Annotated in this window: 16 protein-coding genes, 4 pseudogenes and 1 riboswitch; of the genes and pseudogenes, 15 read left to right on the top strand and 5 right to left on the bottom strand. The window is 41.8% G+C overall.

The window, feature by feature from the left end; all coding sequences use genetic code 11:
- Positions 1 to 201: 201 nt before the first annotated feature.
- The 9 genes and pseudogenes from HL061_RS03060 (at position 202) to HL061_RS03020 (ending at position 10890) form a co-directional block, all read left to right on the top strand.
- On the top strand, positions 202 to 2586 hold the full coding sequence (locus HL061_RS03060; protein WP_212564398.1) for a TonB-dependent receptor: 2385 nt from the start codon (positions 202 to 204) through the stop codon (positions 2584 to 2586).
- A 190-nt stretch (positions 2587 to 2776) separates the two neighbouring features.
- A riboswitch (yybP-ykoY riboswitch) is annotated at positions 2777 to 2944 on the top strand.
- A 7-nt stretch (positions 2945 to 2951) separates the two neighbouring features.
- Positions 2952 to 3524: a manganese efflux pump MntP family protein gene (locus tag HL061_RS03055; RefSeq protein WP_252962508.1), complete on the top strand. Its 573-nt coding sequence runs from the start codon at positions 2952 to 2954 to the stop codon at positions 3522 to 3524.
- A 556-nt stretch (positions 3525 to 4080) separates the two neighbouring features.
- The gene (locus tag HL061_RS03050) at positions 4081 to 5766 is read left to right on the top strand and encodes an NAD-dependent malic enzyme (RefSeq protein ID WP_269466041.1); all 1686 of its coding nucleotides are present in this window, start codon (positions 4081 to 4083) and stop codon (positions 5764 to 5766) included.
- A gap of 177 nt (positions 5767 to 5943) precedes the next feature.
- A pseudogene (locus HL061_RS03045) lies at positions 5944 to 6063 on the top strand (transposase); the annotation flags it as partial.
- Positions 6038 to 6562, top strand: a complete 525-nt coding sequence (locus HL061_RS03040; protein WP_342213131.1) for a transposase — start codon at positions 6038 to 6040, stop codon at positions 6560 to 6562. The pseudogene HL061_RS03045 and the gene HL061_RS03040, both read left to right, overlap by 26 nt.
- Before the next feature lie 370 nt (positions 6563 to 6932).
- The gene (locus HL061_RS03035; RefSeq protein WP_071003634.1) at positions 6933 to 7475 is read left to right on the top strand and encodes a hypothetical protein; all 543 of its coding nucleotides are present in this window, start codon (positions 6933 to 6935) and stop codon (positions 7473 to 7475) included.
- Between the two features lie 90 nt (positions 7476 to 7565).
- Positions 7566 to 9128: a Dyp-type peroxidase gene (locus HL061_RS03030; RefSeq protein WP_252962507.1), complete on the top strand. Its 1563-nt coding sequence runs from the start codon at positions 7566 to 7568 to the stop codon at positions 9126 to 9128.
- Positions 9129 to 9194: 66 nt separating this feature from the next.
- The gene (locus HL061_RS03025; protein ID WP_071001790.1) at positions 9195 to 10343 is read left to right on the top strand and encodes a catalase family protein; all 1149 of its coding nucleotides are present in this window, start codon (positions 9195 to 9197) and stop codon (positions 10341 to 10343) included.
- 53 nt (positions 10344 to 10396) lie between these two features.
- A pseudogene (locus HL061_RS03020) lies at positions 10397 to 10890 on the top strand (IS1595 family transposase).
- Positions 10891 to 11161: 271 nt separating this feature from the next.
- Here HL061_RS03020 and HL061_RS03015 read toward each other — a convergent pair.
- Together HL061_RS03015 and HL061_RS03010 are read right to left on the bottom strand one after the other, a co-directional pair.
- Positions 11162 to 11869 (bottom strand): IS1 family transposase, encoded by a 708-nt coding sequence (locus tag HL061_RS03015; RefSeq protein WP_071001787.1) that lies wholly within the window; start codon positions 11867 to 11869, stop codon positions 11162 to 11164.
- Between the two features lie 81 nt (positions 11870 to 11950).
- Positions 11951 to 13015 (bottom strand): TIGR03571 family LLM class oxidoreductase, encoded by a 1065-nt coding sequence (locus tag HL061_RS03010; protein WP_083328829.1) that lies wholly within the window; start codon positions 13013 to 13015, stop codon positions 11951 to 11953.
- A gap of 150 nt (positions 13016 to 13165) precedes the next feature.
- Here HL061_RS03010 and HL061_RS03005 point away from each other — a divergent pair, with 150 nt between their 5' ends.
- Positions 13166 to 14071 (top strand): LysR family transcriptional regulator, encoded by a 906-nt coding sequence (locus tag HL061_RS03005; RefSeq protein WP_197496723.1) that lies wholly within the window; start codon positions 13166 to 13168, stop codon positions 14069 to 14071.
- 491 nt (positions 14072 to 14562) lie between these two features.
- On the opposite strand, the pseudogene HL061_RS03000 reads toward HL061_RS03005, so the two are convergent.
- Positions 14563 to 14667, bottom strand: a pseudogene (locus HL061_RS03000) (IS1595 family transposase); the annotation flags it as partial.
- 334 nt (positions 14668 to 15001) lie between these two features.
- Here HL061_RS03000 and HL061_RS02995 point away from each other — a divergent pair.
- Positions 15002 to 15265, top strand: a pseudogene (locus tag HL061_RS02995) (transposase); the annotation flags it as partial.
- A gap of 286 nt (positions 15266 to 15551) precedes the next feature.
- Here the strand turns inward: HL061_RS02995 and HL061_RS02990 are convergent.
- Together HL061_RS02990 and HL061_RS02985 are read right to left on the bottom strand one after the other, a co-directional pair.
- The gene (locus HL061_RS02990; RefSeq protein ID WP_240366282.1) at positions 15552 to 17105 is read right to left on the bottom strand and encodes an ATP-binding protein; all 1554 of its coding nucleotides are present in this window, start codon (positions 17103 to 17105) and stop codon (positions 15552 to 15554) included.
- On the bottom strand, positions 17095 to 17829 hold the full coding sequence (locus HL061_RS02985; protein ID WP_025645672.1) for a heavy metal response regulator transcription factor: 735 nt from the start codon (positions 17827 to 17829) through the stop codon (positions 17095 to 17097). Before HL061_RS02985 ends, HL061_RS02990 begins: the two co-directional genes overlap by 11 nt.
- A gap of 236 nt (positions 17830 to 18065) precedes the next feature.
- Here HL061_RS02985 and HL061_RS02980 point away from each other — a divergent pair, with 236 nt between their 5' ends.
- The 4 genes from HL061_RS02980 to HL061_RS02965 all read left to right on the top strand — a co-directional run bounded on the left by HL061_RS02980 (position 18066) and on the right by HL061_RS02965 (position 20282).
- Positions 18066 to 18392 (top strand): hypothetical protein, encoded by a 327-nt coding sequence (locus HL061_RS02980; RefSeq protein ID WP_071001784.1) that lies wholly within the window; start codon positions 18066 to 18068, stop codon positions 18390 to 18392.
- Between the two features lie 150 nt (positions 18393 to 18542).
- Positions 18543 to 18821: a hypothetical protein gene (locus HL061_RS02975; protein ID WP_071001783.1), complete on the top strand. Its 279-nt coding sequence runs from the start codon at positions 18543 to 18545 to the stop codon at positions 18819 to 18821.
- 125 nt (positions 18822 to 18946) lie between these two features.
- Positions 18947 to 19513, top strand: a complete 567-nt coding sequence (locus tag HL061_RS02970; RefSeq protein ID WP_252962506.1) for a cytochrome c — start codon at positions 18947 to 18949, stop codon at positions 19511 to 19513.
- A 139-nt stretch (positions 19514 to 19652) separates the two neighbouring features.
- Positions 19653 to 20282, top strand: a complete 630-nt coding sequence (locus HL061_RS02965) for a DUF411 domain-containing protein (RefSeq protein ID WP_071001781.1) — start codon at positions 19653 to 19655, stop codon at positions 20280 to 20282.
- Positions 20283 to 20315: the final 33 nt, after the last annotated feature.

Below are 20315 nucleotides of genomic sequence, written 5' to 3'. Positions count from 1 at the left end.
AACGGACGGTAATTGCAGTAAGTCAGTCAACATGGTCACTCGCTACTTATAAAAACCTATTTGTAAATACTTATAGAAATAAAAATCATTATCATTTAGAATATCATTTACAAAGTTAGTACACACAGTATCATTTGCTAAATATAACGCATATCACTGTCCACCTATCCAATTAAGTGAAACAACCTAAGTGAAGTAATTATGAAAAGCCACCATCACGTTGCTCTATCTCTTCTTACCCTTTGTATCAGCCAGCAGTTATACGCCCAAACCAATGCCAATTCAGTGCAAAGTGCATCAGGTGTGCAGGCCACCGCTGCGGCGACCTCGAATGCATCATCAAGCGATGTACCTAGTGTGACTTTAGATGCTATTACAGTTAGTGCCAATGCCAAAACAGGCACAGCGCTGGCACAGAAAATTAGTGAAATGCCTGCTGTCACGCAAGTGATTTATGAGGCGGACATTCAGGCGCAGGCGACAGGTAACCGCACGGTTGGGGACATCTTAGCCCAGCTCGTGCCCAGCCTTGGCGTGAGTAGCGGCTCGGTCAGTAACTACGGCACGACCATGCACGGGCGTCCTGTACAGTATTTGCTCAACGGCGTGCCATTATCTGGCTCGCGCAGTTTATCACGCGAGCTAAACAGCATCGACCCTGAGCAAATTGAGCGCGTCGAAGTGCTCTCAGGTGCGACCAGCATCTATGGCGCGGGGGCAGCAGGCGGTCTGATTAATATCGTGACCAAATCAACGGCAGGTTATGGCTTGACAAGACAGACGCGCCTTGGCATTAACAGCAGCCGCGAGTTTAAATCCGACTCGCTCGGCTATCATGTGGGACAAAGCATCGGCTACGGCGGCGAGCGCGTGTATGGTAATGTCGATGTAGACTACGAGACCACAGGTGGCAAGTTTGACAGTCATGGCGACCGCATCAGCCCTGATGCCAACCAAACCGACAACCAAGACACCGATACTATTAGCGTCAACGCCAACCTTGGCTTTGATATTAGCGATACCAAGACCATGAATCTTGCGGCGACCTATTATGACAGCGAGCAAGACACCGATTATGGCGTTGATTATGGGGATAATCTATCCGTGCTCCAAGAAGGAACTACGCCTTCATTGCGTGCTATTGACGGTGCTAAAATCGAAAATCAACCCTACAATACCAAAAGCTCGGTCAACCTAAACTATAATGACAGTGACTTTTTGGGTTCTAACCTAAGTCTGACAGGCTATTATCGTGACGAAAAAGCACGCTTTTATCCGTCAGGAAAATCATTTACTAGTCAAGCCAAAGACGTTTGGGTAAATAATGGTTTAACCGATGCAGACACCTTAGGAAAGCTATTGGGTGCATCGGTCGTAGTTACGCAGTCTGAAGCGGATATTGAGGTGATGGGACTGCGCGCCGCTATGCAGACTGAAACCGATGTCATGGGTAAAAATACTTTGTTCAGCTATGGCGCGGATTTTGAACGTGAAGAGAGTGAGCAGACCTATTATGGCCAAGACCTGACTACTTTTCTTGCAAGTAATGGCTTGACTTCAACAAGTAATGGTCTGAGCTATAACGGCGGACCAAAAACCACTATCGATAAATGGGGCGCGTTCGTCAATGCCGATGTGGATATGACCGACAAATGGCACACCAGCGCTGGCGTGCGCTATCAAAACATCAAATCGGATACCGACCGTTTTGTGCCCATTTATGAGCAGCTATTGGCGGATTATTTTGCGACCAATGGCATCAGTGATATTGCTGACGCTTACGGTATTGATTACGAAGCAGGCGCGGTTGAGGCGGGTAGCAGTAAGCACGACAAAGTGCTGTTTAACCTTGGTACCAGCTATCAGTTGACCGATGATGACCAAGTCTTTGCTAACTTCTCGCAAGGCTTTACCACGGCTGACGTGCAGCGCGCCTTACGTGACGTGCGTGCTGGATTTGTGGTCAACTCAGACAATATTCAGCCCATTTCTATCAATAACTACGAGCTGGGCTGGCAAGGTAAGCGCGGTGATACCAGCGCAAAGGTTAGCGGTTTTTATAACGACTCAGACAAAACCGTACGCTTTACCAACGACTATACCGTTGAAGTCGTCGATACGGACGAACGTATTTACGGCGCTGAAGCCTCGCTCACGCATGATTTGAACAAAGACTGGCAGTTTGGCGGCAGCCTTGCCTATACCCGCGGGCAATACAAAAAAGACGGCGACTGGCTGGAGCTGGATGCAGTACGCCTGACGCCACTCAAAGGCACGGCATACGCGCAGTATAACTTTAGCGAAGGCAGCAATATTCGCTTGCAAGCGCTGGCAGTCGGCGGTAGCGACAAGGCTTATAAGGACCAACAGAACGACCCAGACGCGAGTGCGCAGCCATTAACAGGCTATGCGACCTTTGATGTGCTTGGGCAAGTCAAACTGCCTGTCGGCCGTATGGGCTACGGCGTGTATAATATCTTAAACAAAGACTATCAGACCGTGTATCATCAAACGACCTTTGGCGATTTAAACCGTTTGCCTGCTTCAGGGACAACTTACGGCTTGAGCTATACCGTGGATTACTAAAAAGCGCCACGCATTAAAAAACCCTTCATGCTATGAAAATTTAGCGTGAAGGGTTTCTTTATGTTCATAACTCTCTAAATCATTCATCTGCTCCAAGAGTATTTGCTAGCGTTTCCAACTTCACGCTTTATCAGGTGTAAAATTCTTCTTTAGTATTTTATGATTGACTTATAGCGTATCAATGCTAATCTAAGCACTCTTTGGGGAGTAGCCTGCTTTCGTACTGCGAAAGCGTTCGTATCAACACACTTGGCCACATGCCATGGTGCGAACACCTCTCGGTTGGCGAGACCATCGATATATCTACACTGCAGGTCGGGGGTGTGGCTATGTCGTGGACTCTATACTCGACCAGAGAAAATCACATGAATCCTATCGCACTTCTATTACTTGCTTTTTCTATGTCTACGGATGCCTTTTCTGTGGCAATCAGTAAAGGAGCAATTCTTAAAAACCCTCGTTTTACCGAAGCCTTCAGAATGGGCGTTATTTTTGGCACCATTGAAGCGATCACGCCGATTATTGGTTGGTTAATTGGTCACTCTGCCACATCCTTTATAGATGCGTCTTTTATTGAGGCATGGGATCATTGGGTCGCGTTTGTCATACTTTTTACGCTCGGTCTGCACATGCTGTATGAGGGACTGAAGCCAAGTGATGAAACGGCAGAAGTGCTATCGAGACATTCTTTTTTTAAACTTGCTTTGACTGCATTTGGTACCAGCATCGATGCCATGGCTGTCGGTGTGAGCCTAGCATTTGTCAAGGTCAATATTTTGCTGGCGGCAGGTCTGATTGGTCTAGCGACTACGATAATGGTCACGCTAGGGGTGATGTTAGGAAAGGTGTTGGGCTCCATAATCGGTCACAGAGCTGAAATATTTGGTGGTGTGATGCTAATTGCCATCGGTACATGGATTTTATTCAGTCATCTTTAGTCACTTGATAGATATGAGCTACTTGATAAATATAAGCCTAGCTATTGATATAGCTGGGCTTTTTTATGTCTATAATCAGCACATAACACCATAACTCTTGCTAAATGAACGGAACATCTCAGTACTACAAAAATTGTTAATCATCAATAGAATAATCATGATGAAGATAAAAATGCCAATGCCCCACATAGGCAAAGTGAGCATCCAATTCGTCAAATTTTGGTTACCACAATGGCTACAGCTCCAATCAGAACGTTTGAGGCTAGTATCACATTTCGGACATCTTTTATGATTAATAAACAATTTAGCCTCCCTTACAAATATATGCTTTTATAAGAGTATATATCTGCTATATCAATTGGGCAATTGTTTATCAAGACAATTATATATTGTCAGCGATTGGATGCGAATCAGGATGGAATGCATAATGATAAAGATCTCTAAAAAAATACATGTTTAAAATGATTTTGTTACATATTGTTAAATAGCAGTCGATGCTATGTATAATGCAGCCCTAATACAGTTTTCATTCATATGCCCTTAAGAAGAATATTTTATCATGTCAAATAAGCGTCCCTTATATATTCCCGTTGCTGGCCCCGCTCTTTTAGAGACCCCTTTACTCAATAAAGGCAGTGCCTTCTCAGCAGAAGAGCGCAATAGCTTTAATTTAACTGGGTTACTACCGCATAATATTGAGACGATTGAAGAGCAATCATTGCGTGCTTATCATCAGCTGCGCTCATTCACGAGTGATATGGACAAGCATATCTATTTGCGTAATATTCAAGACACCAATGAAACCTTGTTTTATCATTTGGTTGAGCAGCACATTGAAGAAATCATGCCGCTCATATATACCCCGACAGTTGGTCAAGCGTGTGAAAAATTCTCGCAAATCTATCGCCGTAAACGGGGGCTATTTGTCTCATATGCTGAGCGCCATCAAATTGATGATATATTGCAAAATGCCACCAAACAAAACGTCAAAGTGATCGTTGTCACTGACGGCGAACGTATATTGGGCCTTGGAGACCAAGGGATTGGCGGTATGGGCATTCCAATCGGTAAGTTGTCTTTATACACGGCGTGCGGTGGTATTAGCCCAGCGTATTGCTTACCAATCTTGTTAGATGTCGGCACCAATAATCAACAGCTCCTTGACGATCCTATGTATATGGGCTGGAGAAACCCACGTATCTCTGGCGATGAGTATAATGAGTTTGTGGATTTATTCATTCAAGCCGTTAAACGCCGTTGGCCAGAAGCGTTATTGCAGTTTGAAGATTTTGCACAGGAAAATGCCACCCCATTATTGAATAAATATCGTGACCAGCTATGCTGTTTCAATGATGATATCCAAGGGACAGCTGCGGTATCGGTCGGTACCTTGATTGCTGCTTGCTTGAATAAAGGTCAAAAATTAAGCGAGCAAAAAATCGCGTTTTTGGGCGCAGGCTCGGCAGGTTGTGGTATCGCCGAACATATTGTTCGCCAAATGCAGCGTGAAGGGTTGACTGAAGCGCAAGCACGTAGCCAAGTATTTATGGTGGATCGTTATGGTCTGTTGACCGACAGCATGACCGAGCTACAAAAATTCCAAGTACCATTGGTACAAAAAGAATCAGACATTGCGCATTGGGACAAGAGCAACAAGCTCGGTTTGGCACAAGTCGTTCAGCAAGGCGGTGTCACGGTATTGTTCGGTGTCAGTGGCCAAAAAGGTCTGTTTACCCAAGAGGTCATCGAAGCGTTATGCGCCAATACGGAACATCCAATTGTATTACCGCTGTCAAACCCAACAACTCGTGTTGAGGCAACACCGCAAGAAGTGATGAACTGGAGTCGTGGCAAAGCCATCATTGCAACAGGCAGTCCTTTTCCTCCCACGACCTTCAATGGCCAGACCTTTGAGGTGTCTCAGTGTAATAACAGCTATATATTCCCAGGCATCGGTCTTGGCGTTTTGGCGGCTCAGGCGACAAGTATCAGTGATAATATGCTAATGGCGGCAAGCCAAGCCCTTGCAGATATCTCTATGGAGTACCAAAAAGCACCGGGTGCTATACTACCGCCAATCAAAGTGATCAGAGAGATTAGTGAAAAAATAGCCTATGCCGTAGCAGTGCAAGCGGTTGAAGATAAGCTGGCACTACCTGATACCGCGGAAAACTTACAACGCAGAATAGAGGCAAACTTTTGGTTACCTGAATACCGTCACTATCGCCGTACTTCTTTTTAATATAGAAAAGATATAAAAAAATCCTAATACCACGATGAAAAGTGGTATTAGGATTTTTTGTTTGAGCAAACAGATAAGGCTTATACTCGCAGAGATGCAAGAAAATTGGAAGGATATCGATAGTATAATGGCAGCTTAGTTCTACTTATTTGGTGTTTTAAATTTGGGGGGTATTTCCGTTTGAACTGTAGTAAAACAGGCATTCATCATGCCCTAAAGCGCCTAGGCATCAGTCAAAAAAAAGACTTTAGAACATCCAAAAGCCTGTCCGATCAAAAGAGCGATATATCAGAATAAGCTTGAGCACTTTAGGCAACAAGGCTATCCCATCGTTTATATATACGCGCGCGGCTTTGAGAGTCAGACCATTCGCTCTCATGGTTATGCACCGATTGGTAAGCCTTGTATCGATAGCTACAACTGGCAAGGTAAAAAGCGAACCAACGTTATCGGTGCTCTGTATGAAAAGATGCTGTTTGCCCTAGATTACTTTGAGACAAACATCAACAGCATCGTCTTCTATCACTGGTGCAAACACAAGCTAATCCCAAGTCTTAAAACCAAATGCTTGATTGTGATGGATAATGCCAGATTTCATAAGAGTAAGCGTATTCAAAAGCTACTGAATAGGCATGGTCATCGTATTCTATGGCTGCCACCATACAGCCCTGATCTGAATTCCATTGAAAAGAAATGGGCACAAGTAAAGTTTCTACGCCAAGGCTGGATGGAAAACGACTTATCCAAATTGTTTTATGATGTTTGTCCTAACCATAACAATTTTATTTTGAACTGACTATATAAATAATTATAAAAACTCGAAGTATGATTTCAAAGCTTGGTTACCTAGAGTAGCCAAGCTTTTTTAGTATTTAATAACGAGTACAAAAACAGTCATGCTTTTAAAGACTTAATAAGTACGACCAAGATTTATTGCACCGGTAAGTGCGCCGTCTATTTTTGTAACACTGCTGCAATTTAAAACGTTATTGTTAAATCTATGTTTTGTTTTGTGTGATTAGTCCGCTATTACTTGAGCCTTTTACCGTTTTTGCTATGGTAATAGCTCAACAGCAATCATATAGGAAAGACTTATGAGTAAAAACAATAATAAAGAGCGGATTATCGATAATTCAGAAGATCTGAAAGATAAAATCACTGAGTCTATGGATGCCTTTAAACTGCGGGCAGATCTGTTAGTGGCGAATTTAAAAGAGGGCGGCAATGATGGTTATGATCACTCAATCTCTAGCGCCGGCGAGAAAGGTCTAAAGTCAGGCAAAGTATCCGAGCTTACCGTTATCGCACCGCTAAAAGACGGCGGCGCTGCCCGTCTCAAAGAGATTCTAAAAATAGCAGGGGGCAATCTAAAAGGCGCGACAAGGGTAGGCACTTTGCACGATTTGCGCTTCGTCTTTTTAGATAATGATACAAGAGTGCTTTTTTGCACCGCTTATGACGGCGACTGGGATCCTTATATTGATGATTTCGCCACCAAAATTCCTGAACTCATGGATATTTTATTCGGCAATGTCGAGGGCTGGCCGGGTATCAAAGACCCAAGTGTTAAGCAGTTTATTCTTGATCATCAGATTACTGCTGCAGGCTGGTACGTAGGCGTCCCGCATCTGACGGTACAAGATATTCGCCGTCATGAGCGTATTGTTAAAGGCATCAATAAAGCTTTAGATGAAGCGCAAACAAACTAATTTTCTAGACATTGTATTTTTAAACGCATAAATTTCAAGGCTTTGATACGGTCATACTTTAATAACGATAAAAAATGAATAGGGCGATGTATGAGTAATGATGATAACAAACCTTTAACGGGATTGACCGATAAGTTGCAAGACTTAAAAGATGAGTTTGGCAATCGCATCGAAAACAGCGATTTTGAGACGTGGCTTAAAGGCGTGAAAGAGGAAGTCGGTGACGGTATTGAGATGATGGCTCGTAGGGCGCGCGGGGTCTTTAACCCCAATCTCGTCACCATGCAGCTAAAAGATATTCAATCTATCGTCCTACGTGAGCGTCCCGCCCCATATTTTGGCACGGTAGTAGCACTAAAAATCAATAATGCTGACGTTGGCAAACAAATGCTAGCGCAGGTGTTGCCTCATGTAACCGGTAGTGAAGACTGGCACAAAGACATGCAAGCCACGCTGTCTATCGTCATGACTTACGAGGGTCTACAAGCGTTAGGTGTACCGCAGTCATCACTTGATAGCTTTCCTGAGTCTTTTAAAGCAGGTATGGCAGCGCGTGCTGAGCAGTTGCGCGATTTTGATGTTAATGCCCCTGAGAATTGGATGGCACCTTTTGGGGATAAGGGTGATATCCATGTGGGCGCGGCTATTATCGCTGATACTAAAGATAAATGGCAGGCCAAACTTGACGAGCTTCGAGATAATCTTACCGATCATATCGATGTGGACAATCCTGCTAATGGTGATGTAGAAATCCTAATCGAGCAGGACTTTGGTTCAAATGACATCGTCAAAAACGTCTTTGGTTATCGTGACGGTATCAGTAATCCTGAGATTCAAGGCAGTGGTATTCAGACGCCTTCGAACCATGACGGCGATCCTATTGCCGCAGGGGAGTTTGTGCTCGGTTACGAAGGGGAGGCAGGGCTGGTTGCGCCTATGCCGCAGCCTGAAGTCTTAGGCAAGAACGGCTCGTTTATGGTGTTACGTGCTTATCATAGCCATGTTGCTGCTTTTAATAAATACCGCAAAGATAATACCGACAGCGAAGAAGAGGCGGAGCTGCTAGGTGCAAAAATGTGGGGACGCTGGCGTTCAGGCGCGCCGCTCGTTTTGTCTCCCGATCATGATGATAAAGCGCTTGGCGATGATCCTAGCCGCAATAACGACTTTGGTTATAAAGACGATCCTTACGGTAAAAAGTGTCCGTTTGGCGCGCATATCAGGCGTATGAACCCACGCGATAGCGAAGATTTTATTTTATCCGATGTGCGTATTCACCGTATCGTTAGACGTAGCGTGGGCTTTGGTGAAGTTGTGCCACCCGATGTAATAGAGGACGATGGCAAAGATCGCGGTCTGTTTTTTATTGGTATTAATGCTCATGCCATGGAGACGGTTGAGTTCTTGCAATCGCAGTGGATCAACGATGGCAACTTTATGAGCTTAGGCGAAGAAAAAGATCCTATGGTTGGTTTGCACTTTGGTGATAAAGGAGGAAGTGATAAAGACAGCGATGCAGATACCTTTACTGTTCCGGCTGATCCAATTCGCAAACGCTACCATGGTATTGAAACCTTTAATACCTTGCACGGCGGCGAGTACTTTTTTATTCCGAGTTTATCGGCGCTAAAATGGATTAGCGAGCTGTCTTAACTCTCAGTACCATTTGTAATAGTCACCACTTAACAATAATAATCATGAATAAAATTAGGAAATATAATGCTAAAAAAATTATTTAAACCCAAATACGTCCCCTACGATCCAAAATATATCGAATTAAGTGCTGAGGACGAAAAAAACATTCGTACTATTACCGACGATATCAAAAGCTATATTTCGCGTAGTGATAAAGCCAGTAATATCGATTATCACACGCGTGATGCCCATGCCAAGGGGTACTGCGCACTAAAAGCCAAGTTTGAGATATTAGATGATATTCCCAAAGAGTACGCGCAAGGTTTGTATGCTAAAGCGGGCATTCATGATGCGGTGATTCGTTTGTCCAACGGTTCATCTCGAGTATTCGCTGATCGTAAGTTGGGCTTTGCTCAAGGTCTCGCGATTAAAGTTTTTGACGTACCGGGTAAGAAGCTCGCTCCCGGTGAGGAGGACAGTACGACCTTTGATTATAACTTTATCAATCATCCGGTGTTCTTTTGCAATAGAATTGAGGAGTATACCTATCTCTCAAGACTGTTTTTGGAATTACCTAAATACACGGAGAAGGGCGCGATCGGTAAAGCGCAGTTGGCGTTTAACTGGCTGACCAATTACGGCTCAAGATTACCAACCAAAGAGTCGATTAAAACCTTTAAAGCTATCGGCGGCTTTACGAGGATTGAACCAAAAAATACCTTGTTATACGACTTTCATTCGCAAGGTGTGGTGCGTCATGGTGATTATATGGCAAAGATACGGGCAACGCCAACAGCCTCTTCTGTCAAAAAAGTCACGCGCCGTGATGTCGATGTCGACGCCCGCGAAGAGGCGCTGCGACCGCTTATCGTCGAGGAGATACGCGAACATGATTATCAGTTTGATATCCAGATTCAGCTATGCCGTAATCTCAAAAAGCAGCCGATTGAAGAGATTACGACGCAGTGGCAAGAGTCGGATACGCCCTTTGTCACCGTAGCGCGTTTAACCCTTCCTTGCCAAGACGTACCAGATGACGGTAATTTTGAGATTATGGAGAATCTATCCTTTACCCCATTTCGCTGTCTTGAAGAGAACCGTCCTATCGGAAACTTACAACAGTCGCGTCTCAAGGCCTATCAAGTCGCCTCCGAGACTCGCCATAAACTCAACGACGTCAAGCGCCGTGAGCCAAAGAGTTTAAAGGAGACGTTTGCTAAGTCTTTTTTTTAGACTAATTGTTTTTGGGGCTGTCCTAGATAAGTAAAATTATTTAGGATAGCACTATGAGAAAGAGTAAACTAAGTTGGTATAAACAAAACAGACTCATCGAGTTATTTGTTGCTGGTTCTACCGCGAGAACAGCAGCAAGCCTAATCGGTGTTAATAAAACCACAGCCAGTTAAAGCGTAATGGCAAGGTCTACGCTTGTATTATACCCAATGCTAAAGCAGATACTTTGATCCCCATCATAAGAGAAAAAGTGAAGCCTGATAGCATTGTTTATACTGACTCATTTAAAAGCTATAACGCATTAGATGTCAGTGAGTTTACTCATTATCGTATCAACCACTCCAAAACCTTTGTTAATGATAAGAATCACATTAATGGTATAGAGAACTTTTGGAACCAAGCTAAACGGCATCTACGTAAGTTTAACGGAGTTCCAAAAGAGCATTTTCACCTCTATTTAAAGGAATGTGAGTGGCGTTTTAATCACAGTGACCCAAAGTCGCAATTACTACAATTAAAACAATGGGTTAAACAGGGTTTAAACTAGTTATCTAGGACAGCCCCTAAAAAAATCCTAATACCACTTTTCATCGTGGTATTAGGATTTTTTGTTTGAGCAAACAGATAAGGCTTATACTCGCAGAGATGCAAGAAAATTGCCATGCGTGCTGAAAAAACGGATGAGTCGTTTGCTGCTAATATCTATTTAGCAGCGACGATTATCCATTGACGGTAATTGTCAACACACCCTAGTTAAATCTACAATTTAGAATTAATACCTTTAAAGTATCGGTGGTGTTCTAAAAAGTATGCTGACATCAGACATAGCCATCATTGATATAAAAGAATACCAAATCAAACACTTTTAAGTGATTATCGAGCTTCTTAGAGAAACAACAGGTTCTTCTAACGGCTCGTTTTAGTCGGTGTCTAAGACGGCAATTATTGCCTTCAATACCTATCGTATGCTGTTTGCCAACTTGTTTGTTATCTGGTTTAAAGGACGTTATGAAACTGTCCCAATTGTCCATGCTAATAGAGTCATAGCTCACTTTAAGTTGCTTAAGACGCGCTCTTAGTTTCTGAGCTGTTTTTAAGTCGCGTTTGCCCCAAACATAAGCGACAATCTCATTAGTAGCCCGGTCATAAGCATAAATAAGCCAGACTTTACGCTTCTTACGATATACGTAAGTCCAAAAATCATCAACTTCTAAGCGTTCATAGTAGCGCTTATTAGGCAGGATCTTATAAACGGATGAGCTTATGGTGCTGAGCACTTTACCAATACTCACCGAGGTAATGATGGCTATGTCTCTAACACCGCAGCCTCGAGCAGTCATCAGCCGTAAGATGTCTTCTATTTGAGAGTAACAGCCTTGGTAGTTTAAGACATGGTCATCAATGAATTGTCGTTTGCAGTCCTTACATTGGTAGTTCTGCTTGCCATAGCTTTTTATACCATTTTTCTTTAGACTAAGACTGTGACTAAGACAGTCGGGGCAATTGATCTGTATTTGTGTCTTCATAACCTCAAATATATCATCTTGCTTCGGCTGTCACCCTTCCTTTATTACCCCAGCATACTTTTTGATACACCACCCCCATTTTTATTGGTTTAATTTGGCCAACACATTTTCTGCTAAGTCTTGCAACGTTTCTTTGACAGGGCGTTTGGTAGGCTTTAAATTAATGGCGACATGAGATAAGCCTTGTTCTTTCTGCTCTTGCCAAAATTCCAGCAAACTATGTGACCCGCCTCGTAGATAAATATTGCGAGATAATTGAGCAGGCTCATTCGGCTTCTCACTAAGTTCGACAAAATTGGCATAACCAAAAGGATGCCAAGCGTCATCTTGATTTAAATCCGCCAAGGTTTGCACAATGTTTTTGGTATCTTTTGGGTTTACCCCATGCCAAATCCACGCATCGGCAGTATTAGCAAGCCAATCTAGTTCCTGTCTGGCACGACCAATAGCAACCATCGGTAAGCGTTGTTCAAGGGTAGGGATAAAGCCAATATTGCCTGTTAAATCCCCATAATGTTGCCCTTTAAACTGCGGAAATTTTTGGGTGGTTAAGGCACGAATCATGTCCCAACTTTCTCGAAAACGCTCGGCACGATTGTCAAAGTTTTGCTGAAACACAGGGTATTCCACAGGTCTATCGCCACTCGACATTCCCAAAATAAAGCGATTATTGCTTAATACTGCCGTACTTGCTGAGGCTTTGGCGATATGAATGGGACTCCGCAAAGGTGCAACGATGCCTGCTGAACCTATCGCAATTCGTTGGGTTTTCGCAGTCAAATAGCCCATGGCAACCATGGGGTCAAATGCTTGTCCAACATCGCCAAAACTTGGGTCATAAAATGGCACATCTCGCAACCATAGTGCAGAAAATCCAAGCTGTTCTGCTAAGACAGCGGTTTCCCCAAAGTCTTCTAAGCTCGGAATCGGACTATTGGGATAGCCTTTAAACGGGGCAATCAATCCCAAGGTGAGTTTATCCGCTTGAAACACCTCACTAAATGCAGGGTGATTGGCAAGATGAGGGGGTAGTTGTTTTTGTTGCGGGGTTATATTTTCATTCGTCTGAGCGGTGTGAAGTAATTGGCTATTGTCTTGTCCAAGAACAGAGAGGTTTGGTACAGCAGTTTGTGAGCTTGTGGTCATGGGAGTCACTCCGTTAAATTAAGCATTAAAAAATATAGCCCTAGTATAATGCTTTTGTTTTTAATGATAATTGGGGTAAAATTGGAAACAGTTTTGCTTTTTTTGCAAAAATATGTTTATTCAAAAATACACTTAACTGCTAACAAACCCATGACCATCAATTACTTCTATGCCCTCACTATTTTTCACCATGTGGCGAATACTAATAGCTTTACTGCCACGGCAAGTCAGCTTGGGCTGGCGGTGTCGTCTGTCACTCGGCAAATTGATAACTTAGAACAATCCTTGCAAGTTAAGCTATTGAATCGCTCAACCAGACATTTGGATTTGACCCATGCAGGGATGCGTTATTTACAACAGACTGAGCCGATATTAGCTGAATTACAACAGGTAAATGAAGCGATTAAAGAGGAGCAAATTGAGCCACAAGGGCGATTGTGCCTTACTTTTCCCAGTGCCTATGGGATTGAAAAAATCGCCCCATTGCTTGCCGAATTTGCCCATTTATACCCAAAAATTGAATTGGAGCTATTTGCCAGTGATGAATTTGTAGATTTATTTAATGAGAAATATGATGTAGGGGTGCGGTTAGGGCGTGTGGAGGATGACCGCTTGGTAGCAAAATTTATTGCCTCTCAGCAACGGCTGTTATGTGCCAGTCCCGATTATCTACGATTGCATGGAATACCACAAACACCGTCACAATTAGCCGAGCATAATTGTTTGCCGTTTATGTATCAAGGCTATGCGTCAAAGTGGTATTTCCATCAAACGGGTAAAACGCAAAGTTTGCGGGTGACAGGGAATTTGATGGGTAATAATATAGAAATGCTGAAACAAGCCACGCTTGATGGACAAGGGATTAGCCATTTACCTAATTGGCTGATTGAGAAAGCGTTGCAGTCTGGGGCGTTGGTACAGGTGTTGTCTGATTGGCAAGTGACCCCGTCTTTGGCGACCGATGACGGGATTTATTTGGTGTATCCGCCCACTAGCCGTAATGTGGTAAAAATTGGCGTGTTGGTAAATTTTCTAGCACAGCGTTTGATAGGTTAAACTGTAGATGGTGATATTGTGAAAAGCAGTAGAATATTATGCGTATCTAATTTAGGGAGGGTTTTCTTCATAAAAGTAGTCTAGCATAGTGCTTATCTACTACAGCCCCAAAAATTAATTACATCCATGCAGTCACATAAATTTTAGACAATAAAAAACCCTTACAAGTCAATGACTGTAAGGGTTTGAATATGGTGGGCCCAGTATCAACCATACTTATTGATTAAGTTTTTGATATTAAAAGATATTTATAAATATTAATTTTATTATACCAACATTTATACCAACAATCTTATGAGTTAGATAGCTGATCCTGAAGATATATTATTCATAAAAAATATTGTTATCTTTTGTTATATTAGGCTGCTAATTTACATTTATCAGGTTTGAGCTGCTTAGTGTTTACTATGAATAATATCATTAGTTGATATAATCTAAAAAAGAAGTCTTTTGTCTGGATGAATAAATGTAGGGGCTGTAGTAGATAAGGATTAAATATCACACCATTTTCTCAGGAATTTTAGCTGATTAGATGGTGAACCATAGTTAAATCTAAACTCACATTCTTTTAAAAATAAATGGAAGTTCTTCTTATCGCGGCTGTTCTAGCAGTCACTTCAGCCGTAAAAAACTCTAACAGCCTTCGCTGTATTTTTTTACTTAGTTTACAATGGGTTATCTTCATAAAAGTAGTCTAGCATAGTGCTTATCTACTACAGCCCCTAAATGTATATTAATGAGTTAAGAGTAAACAGTTATTATGACTGGGAAGTTATTTGTAAATATTTAGCTAATATTTACACATTAAATAAATATGGGTAACCCTCCCAAACCTAAGACACCTTATAAATGGAATTAAGCTGCCTGAGCTATGCTGAATAAAACGTAGAGCTAAACTTGGTAAACTAAGCACAATAACAGGAGTTTACCATGACCAAGAAAATCAGAACTTATAGTGACGAATTTAAAGCCGAAGCTGTCAAGAAAATAGCAGATAATAATGGCAATATTTCAGCGACTGCAAAGCAGCTTGGTATTGCCATGCAAACGCTCTCAAACTGGAATAACAAATCCAATCAAGGCAAGCTTGTCGGCACAGAGCAATATGATCCTGACCTTATGAGTGCTCTTCAAGAAATAAAGCAGCTCAAGCGTCAGCTCAAAGTGGCTGAAGAGGAGCGTGAAATACTAAAAAATGCGACGGCGTACTTCGCGAATGAGGAACGTTAAGAAACAGTCTGGGAGACTGTTTTAGTGACGCAAGGCGTAGGGCTATGCCCGAAGTGGCAGTTAGTAAAGTACGCCTTTATCAAACCCCCATATCAACAACATCACCTAAGAAAACTAGACTTCATAATCTAGCCTTATACACTATATGAATAATAGCATTCAGAGCCTTTTCGACTTATCAAAATAAAATAGACCTATAGTAGGTCTACATATTATTAATATTTTGAACACTAGGATATTGAGGTGTATGCTACTTAGCAATCAATAATCCTACAGTAACTTCAAAACAATACTCATCTTTGATAGTGATATTGACCGTCCCTTTATGAGCATTAGCAATAGCCTGAACGATAGATAAACCCAAACCTGAGCCTGAGTGGTGCTGGCTAGTTTTATCATGACGATAAAAGCGCTCAAACAATCGATCTGCTTCGCTTTGGTTTAACGGTTTTTCTAGAAGATTAGTAAAAGTTATCTCTAGCCAAGATTGCTTCGCGGTTTGAGTGTTACTTTGATCGTCTTCAAGCATCTTATAAGTATTAACGGAAGTATTTGGAGTGTTGACAGTGGCTGATATTGTGATGACACTATTACTAGCGGCGTAGTAGATCGCGTTTGATAGCAGATTAGCAAATAGCCTTTGCAATAAACCTTCATCGCCTAATACTGCCTTAAAATCTCCTAATTTTACAAAAGTTATTTTACGATCCTCGGCAATCATTTCAAAGTAATCTAACAGCTTATTGATTAGGACCTCAGTATCTACAGTAGTCACTTGCGAATCACTCAGTCCTTTTTGGGTTTTTGCTAGCAGTAGCATGTTGTTAATCATCGCCGATAATTGCTCTAAGGTGTCATGTTGCTGATGTAATTGTTCGACATATTCCTCTTCCTCTCTAGGCTTATTTAACATGACTTGCGTTTGCGTAATCAGCGTCGCTATTGGCGTGCGTAGCTCATGCGCGATATTGTCTGAAAATCGCGACAACGACTCAAAATTGCTTTCAAGCTTAGCCATCATCGAGTTATAGGATTCTGCTAAAGGTCTTAGCTCTAATGGCATATCACTAACTATTACTCTTTCGCTCAATCTTTCAGGATGAATACCTTTCATCCTTTGCACGATAGTGGATAAAGGGGCAAAACCCCAATACACGCTTAAGGCTGCTATTGAAATCAACAGTAGTGTGATGGCAAATAGGATCAGACTAAGTTGACGGTTAAACTGTAATAAATACTGATGATGCACGTCAATGGGTAAGGCGATAAGGGCAAGCATGTCATCGTCTCCAATAACCATAGCTCGATAACGTCTGTCTTTAATATTTATTACAAACTGTCTGTCATCATGATTTTGCTGTAATGATAATAGGTTAAAGTCGGCACTTAATTCATTAGCAAAGTTTTTGGGAGTACTAGATAGCAATCGCCCCTCTTTATCAGCAATGATAGTTTTTAGATCGTAATCTAGCGCTGATGAATGCAGGTGATCATCATTTTCTGTGGCTATTGTAGGAAGTAGATTTGAAGAAGCTTTCGAGCTTAGCGGTTGTTGAGTGTTTGATGGACTTTGAGGCTTAGGTAGTGTCTGAGAGGCTATTTGGTTATCCGCCTCTGTTACGCGCTTACGTAGATTAAAGGCTGCGTGGGTAATGATTTCAGCATCCATTTGCTCAAAATGGCTTTTAACAGAGTGCTGTACCCAGATATAGATTATCAACTGCGATAAAACGACAAATATCGTCAATAAAAACACAGTTCGCCATAGTAAGGGTAAGCGTCGATTGTCCAATCTATTTATCATATTGGCTATCTTCCGTTTCGCTGGCAGCTTTATTACTAGCTGAAACGTCGACAGCATCTAATCGGTAGCCCATGCCACGCACAGTATGAATTAGCTTGGTATCAAACTCATCGTCTATTTTTATACGCAGACGTCTTATTGCCACATCAATCACATTAGTATCGTTATCAAAGTTCATATCCCATACTTGTGAAGCAATGATTGAGCGTGGTAATACTTCACCGCGGCGCTCTAATAGAAACTGTAATAGGGAGAACTCTTTTGCGGTTAGTTTAATGGGCGTGTCTCCTCTATGTACAGTGCGCTTGGCAATGTCCATTTTGAGATCCGCTATTTGCATGAGCGTACTTTTATAGTCGGCTTGATTGGCGCGTCGTAATAAGCTTTTTATCCTGACTATTAACTCTGCAAAGGCAAAAGGTTTGGTCAGATAATCATCACCGCCAATCTCAATCCCCTTGATTTTGTCATCTAAATCATCTTTTGCCGTTAAAAATAAAACTGGCGTATGCTTGCCAGCCGCTCGGTAATTACGTACTAGCTCAAAACCGCTAACATCAGGCAGCATAACATCCATGAGTATCACGCTAAACTCTTCAGTCATCATAGCATGGTAGCCATCTAAACCTGTCAGCTGATGATCAACAATGAAGCCTGCTTCACTTAAGCCTTTTTTTACATATTCGCCGAGTTTTAATTCATCTTCTACTAGTAGTACTTTCATAGTAATCCTTCAATATAATTATGATTTTATAATACCCAAATCAATATAAATGACAAAACGGACTGGTATCTGACAAAGATGTCATGCGCTCGTCATCAAATGGTCAGTCTTCGTTTGTTAATCTATACCTATAGTACATAGCGGCTCATTCTTGACATTCTTGATACGTGTAGCTACTATGAATTATTACTACAGGTAATTAGTTTCAATATTTAATAATTTATTAAGGATGTTATATGAAAAGCTATCGTTCATTCAAAAAAGTGGTGCTGCTATCCGCTTCGATGCTTATCGGTATATCAGCAGCTAATGCGCATACTACCAATCTAAGCACTTCAATTATCGATAATTGCGATAACTTAACTACGTTTGCCAGAAATCTAGATCACAATAACGCGCAGATGTCTGATGCTCAAATGAAAAGCTATGTTGATGCACGAGTCGCTTGCGAAGTTCAGCATCAAAATCAACATCTGCAGTCTGAAAAGTATTTTATAAAAAAATATGGTAGCGATCGTGATAGAAATGCTGATGCCATACTAAATGAATACGTGCCGGATTAAAATATAAAAGTAGCAAGATGACAATATTGTCATCTTGCTGTCATCTCTCTGTCAGAATCAATAAGTTATGCTTTAGACTGGTTATGCTTTAGACTGAATTAATATCCTAAAGCTTTATGTACCCTCAACTAAATCAATTAAGGATTAACCATGTCACTCTTTAAATCAAAGTCTTTACCTAAAGCAATCGTAGCCACTGCCGTCGCTCTAGTCGTTTCAACCTCAGCTATGGCGCATGATCCAAAAATGCATGCGCAAAAAGATCAGATGAACTGTGAAAAAATGCAAAAGCATATGCAAATGATGCAAAAAATGGATCATAGCAAAATGGATATGAACGATCCTGCCATGAAAGCGATGATGGCTAACATGGGTAAAATGAAGCAAATGTATCAAAAGCACTGCGTAACAGATAAAAGTGACTCTTAAACATTGATTTTATAAATCCTTTATTACTGCTAGATAGTTTCATCAATCAGTAATAAGGGTTTGTAGGAAATATTTGTAGACGCTAAGAGTAGGGTATTAAAGAAAATGGATTATAGGATAAACCCATGAAGTTTTTACTAGGAGTACTTTTCACTGTCGTGGTCGCTATTGTTGGTGTCTTTACTGTGGTTATGAGTGGTGTCATTAATATTGGCGCTGATCAAGGACATAGTCCATTGGTTTATAATTTCTTGGAAACCGCTCGCAAACGTTCCATAGCAAATGCCAGTAAAGATATTGTGGTACCAGACTTAGAGAAGGTCGATATCAGCTCTGGGGGCGCGGACTATAAGGATATGTGCGCAGGCTGCCATTTGTCTCCTGGGGTAGAGAGCACTGATTTTAGTGAGAGCCTATACCCTAAGCCACCTAATTTCACTAATGCGCAAGTAGTTGATCGTTATAAAACGGATGCAGGAGCTCAGCAAAGTTTTTGGGCGATTAAGCACGGTATTATGGCATCAGGCATGCCAGCATGGGGTGCTTCTCATGACGACGATAGAATGTGGGCAATGGTCGCTTTTATTAGATCACTACCTGAGTTAAATGAGAATCAGTATACCATGCTAACCACTAGACTGGATGATGACATGATGGATATGTCAGAAGGTGGAGCTGGAATGCAGCATTAATTCTTCCATATTCCTTTATAAAAGCGCAGTACTAAATAGAGCTGCCTTTTGGGATTTAAACTTTGCCTATACTACACTTAGTTATAGGGTATAAATCTTTAGAAGGTTCAACAGATAAGCAGACGCTTAGGAGTAAGTTATGAGACGCTATATAAATATAATGGGCAATGGACATAAAAAGGTATCAGCTTCTGCTCTTTTACTAGTAGCAACGTCAACAGTAATGGCTTGTAGTCAGCCCGATACTAGTGTTTCAAATTCTACTCAAACTGAGCCAGCGTTTGCCACCAAAAGTGCTCAAATAGAGCAACCACAACCGCAAATGATGTCTGTCAGTGCTAATTCAGGTACTGGGTCGACAATTCTACAAAACGTCTCGGCTACAGTTTACAAAGATGCTAATTGTGGCTGCTGCAAAGAATGGGTAGGCTATGCCGAAGGTCATGGTCTAAGCGCAACTGCGCAAGACGTTACAGATTTATCTTTATTTAAAGAGCGTTACGGTGTCCCGCAGCAAATGCGCTCTTGTCATACCACCGTCACTACTAATGGTTATGTTTTTGAAGGTCACGTTCCTGCCAAATACATGGCACAGTTTCTAGCCAATCCGCCAACTGATTCCATCGGTCTTGCGGTACCGAGTATGCCAGTTGGTAGTCCGGGCATGGAATATCAAGATAAATTTATGCCCTATAAAGTCATGCAATTGAACAAGGATGGCAGCACTCAAGTGTATGCGGCTATTGAGTCGCCAGCGCAGCAGATGTAGTTCTATTAATAAGTTATCAGATATATAAGTTCA

This window comes from Psychrobacter sp. PSP (assembly GCF_024085615.1).
Lineage (GTDB): Bacteria > Pseudomonadota > Gammaproteobacteria > Pseudomonadales > Moraxellaceae > Psychrobacter > Psychrobacter pacificensis.
This window is presented reverse-complemented; position numbering and strand designations above follow the sequence as displayed.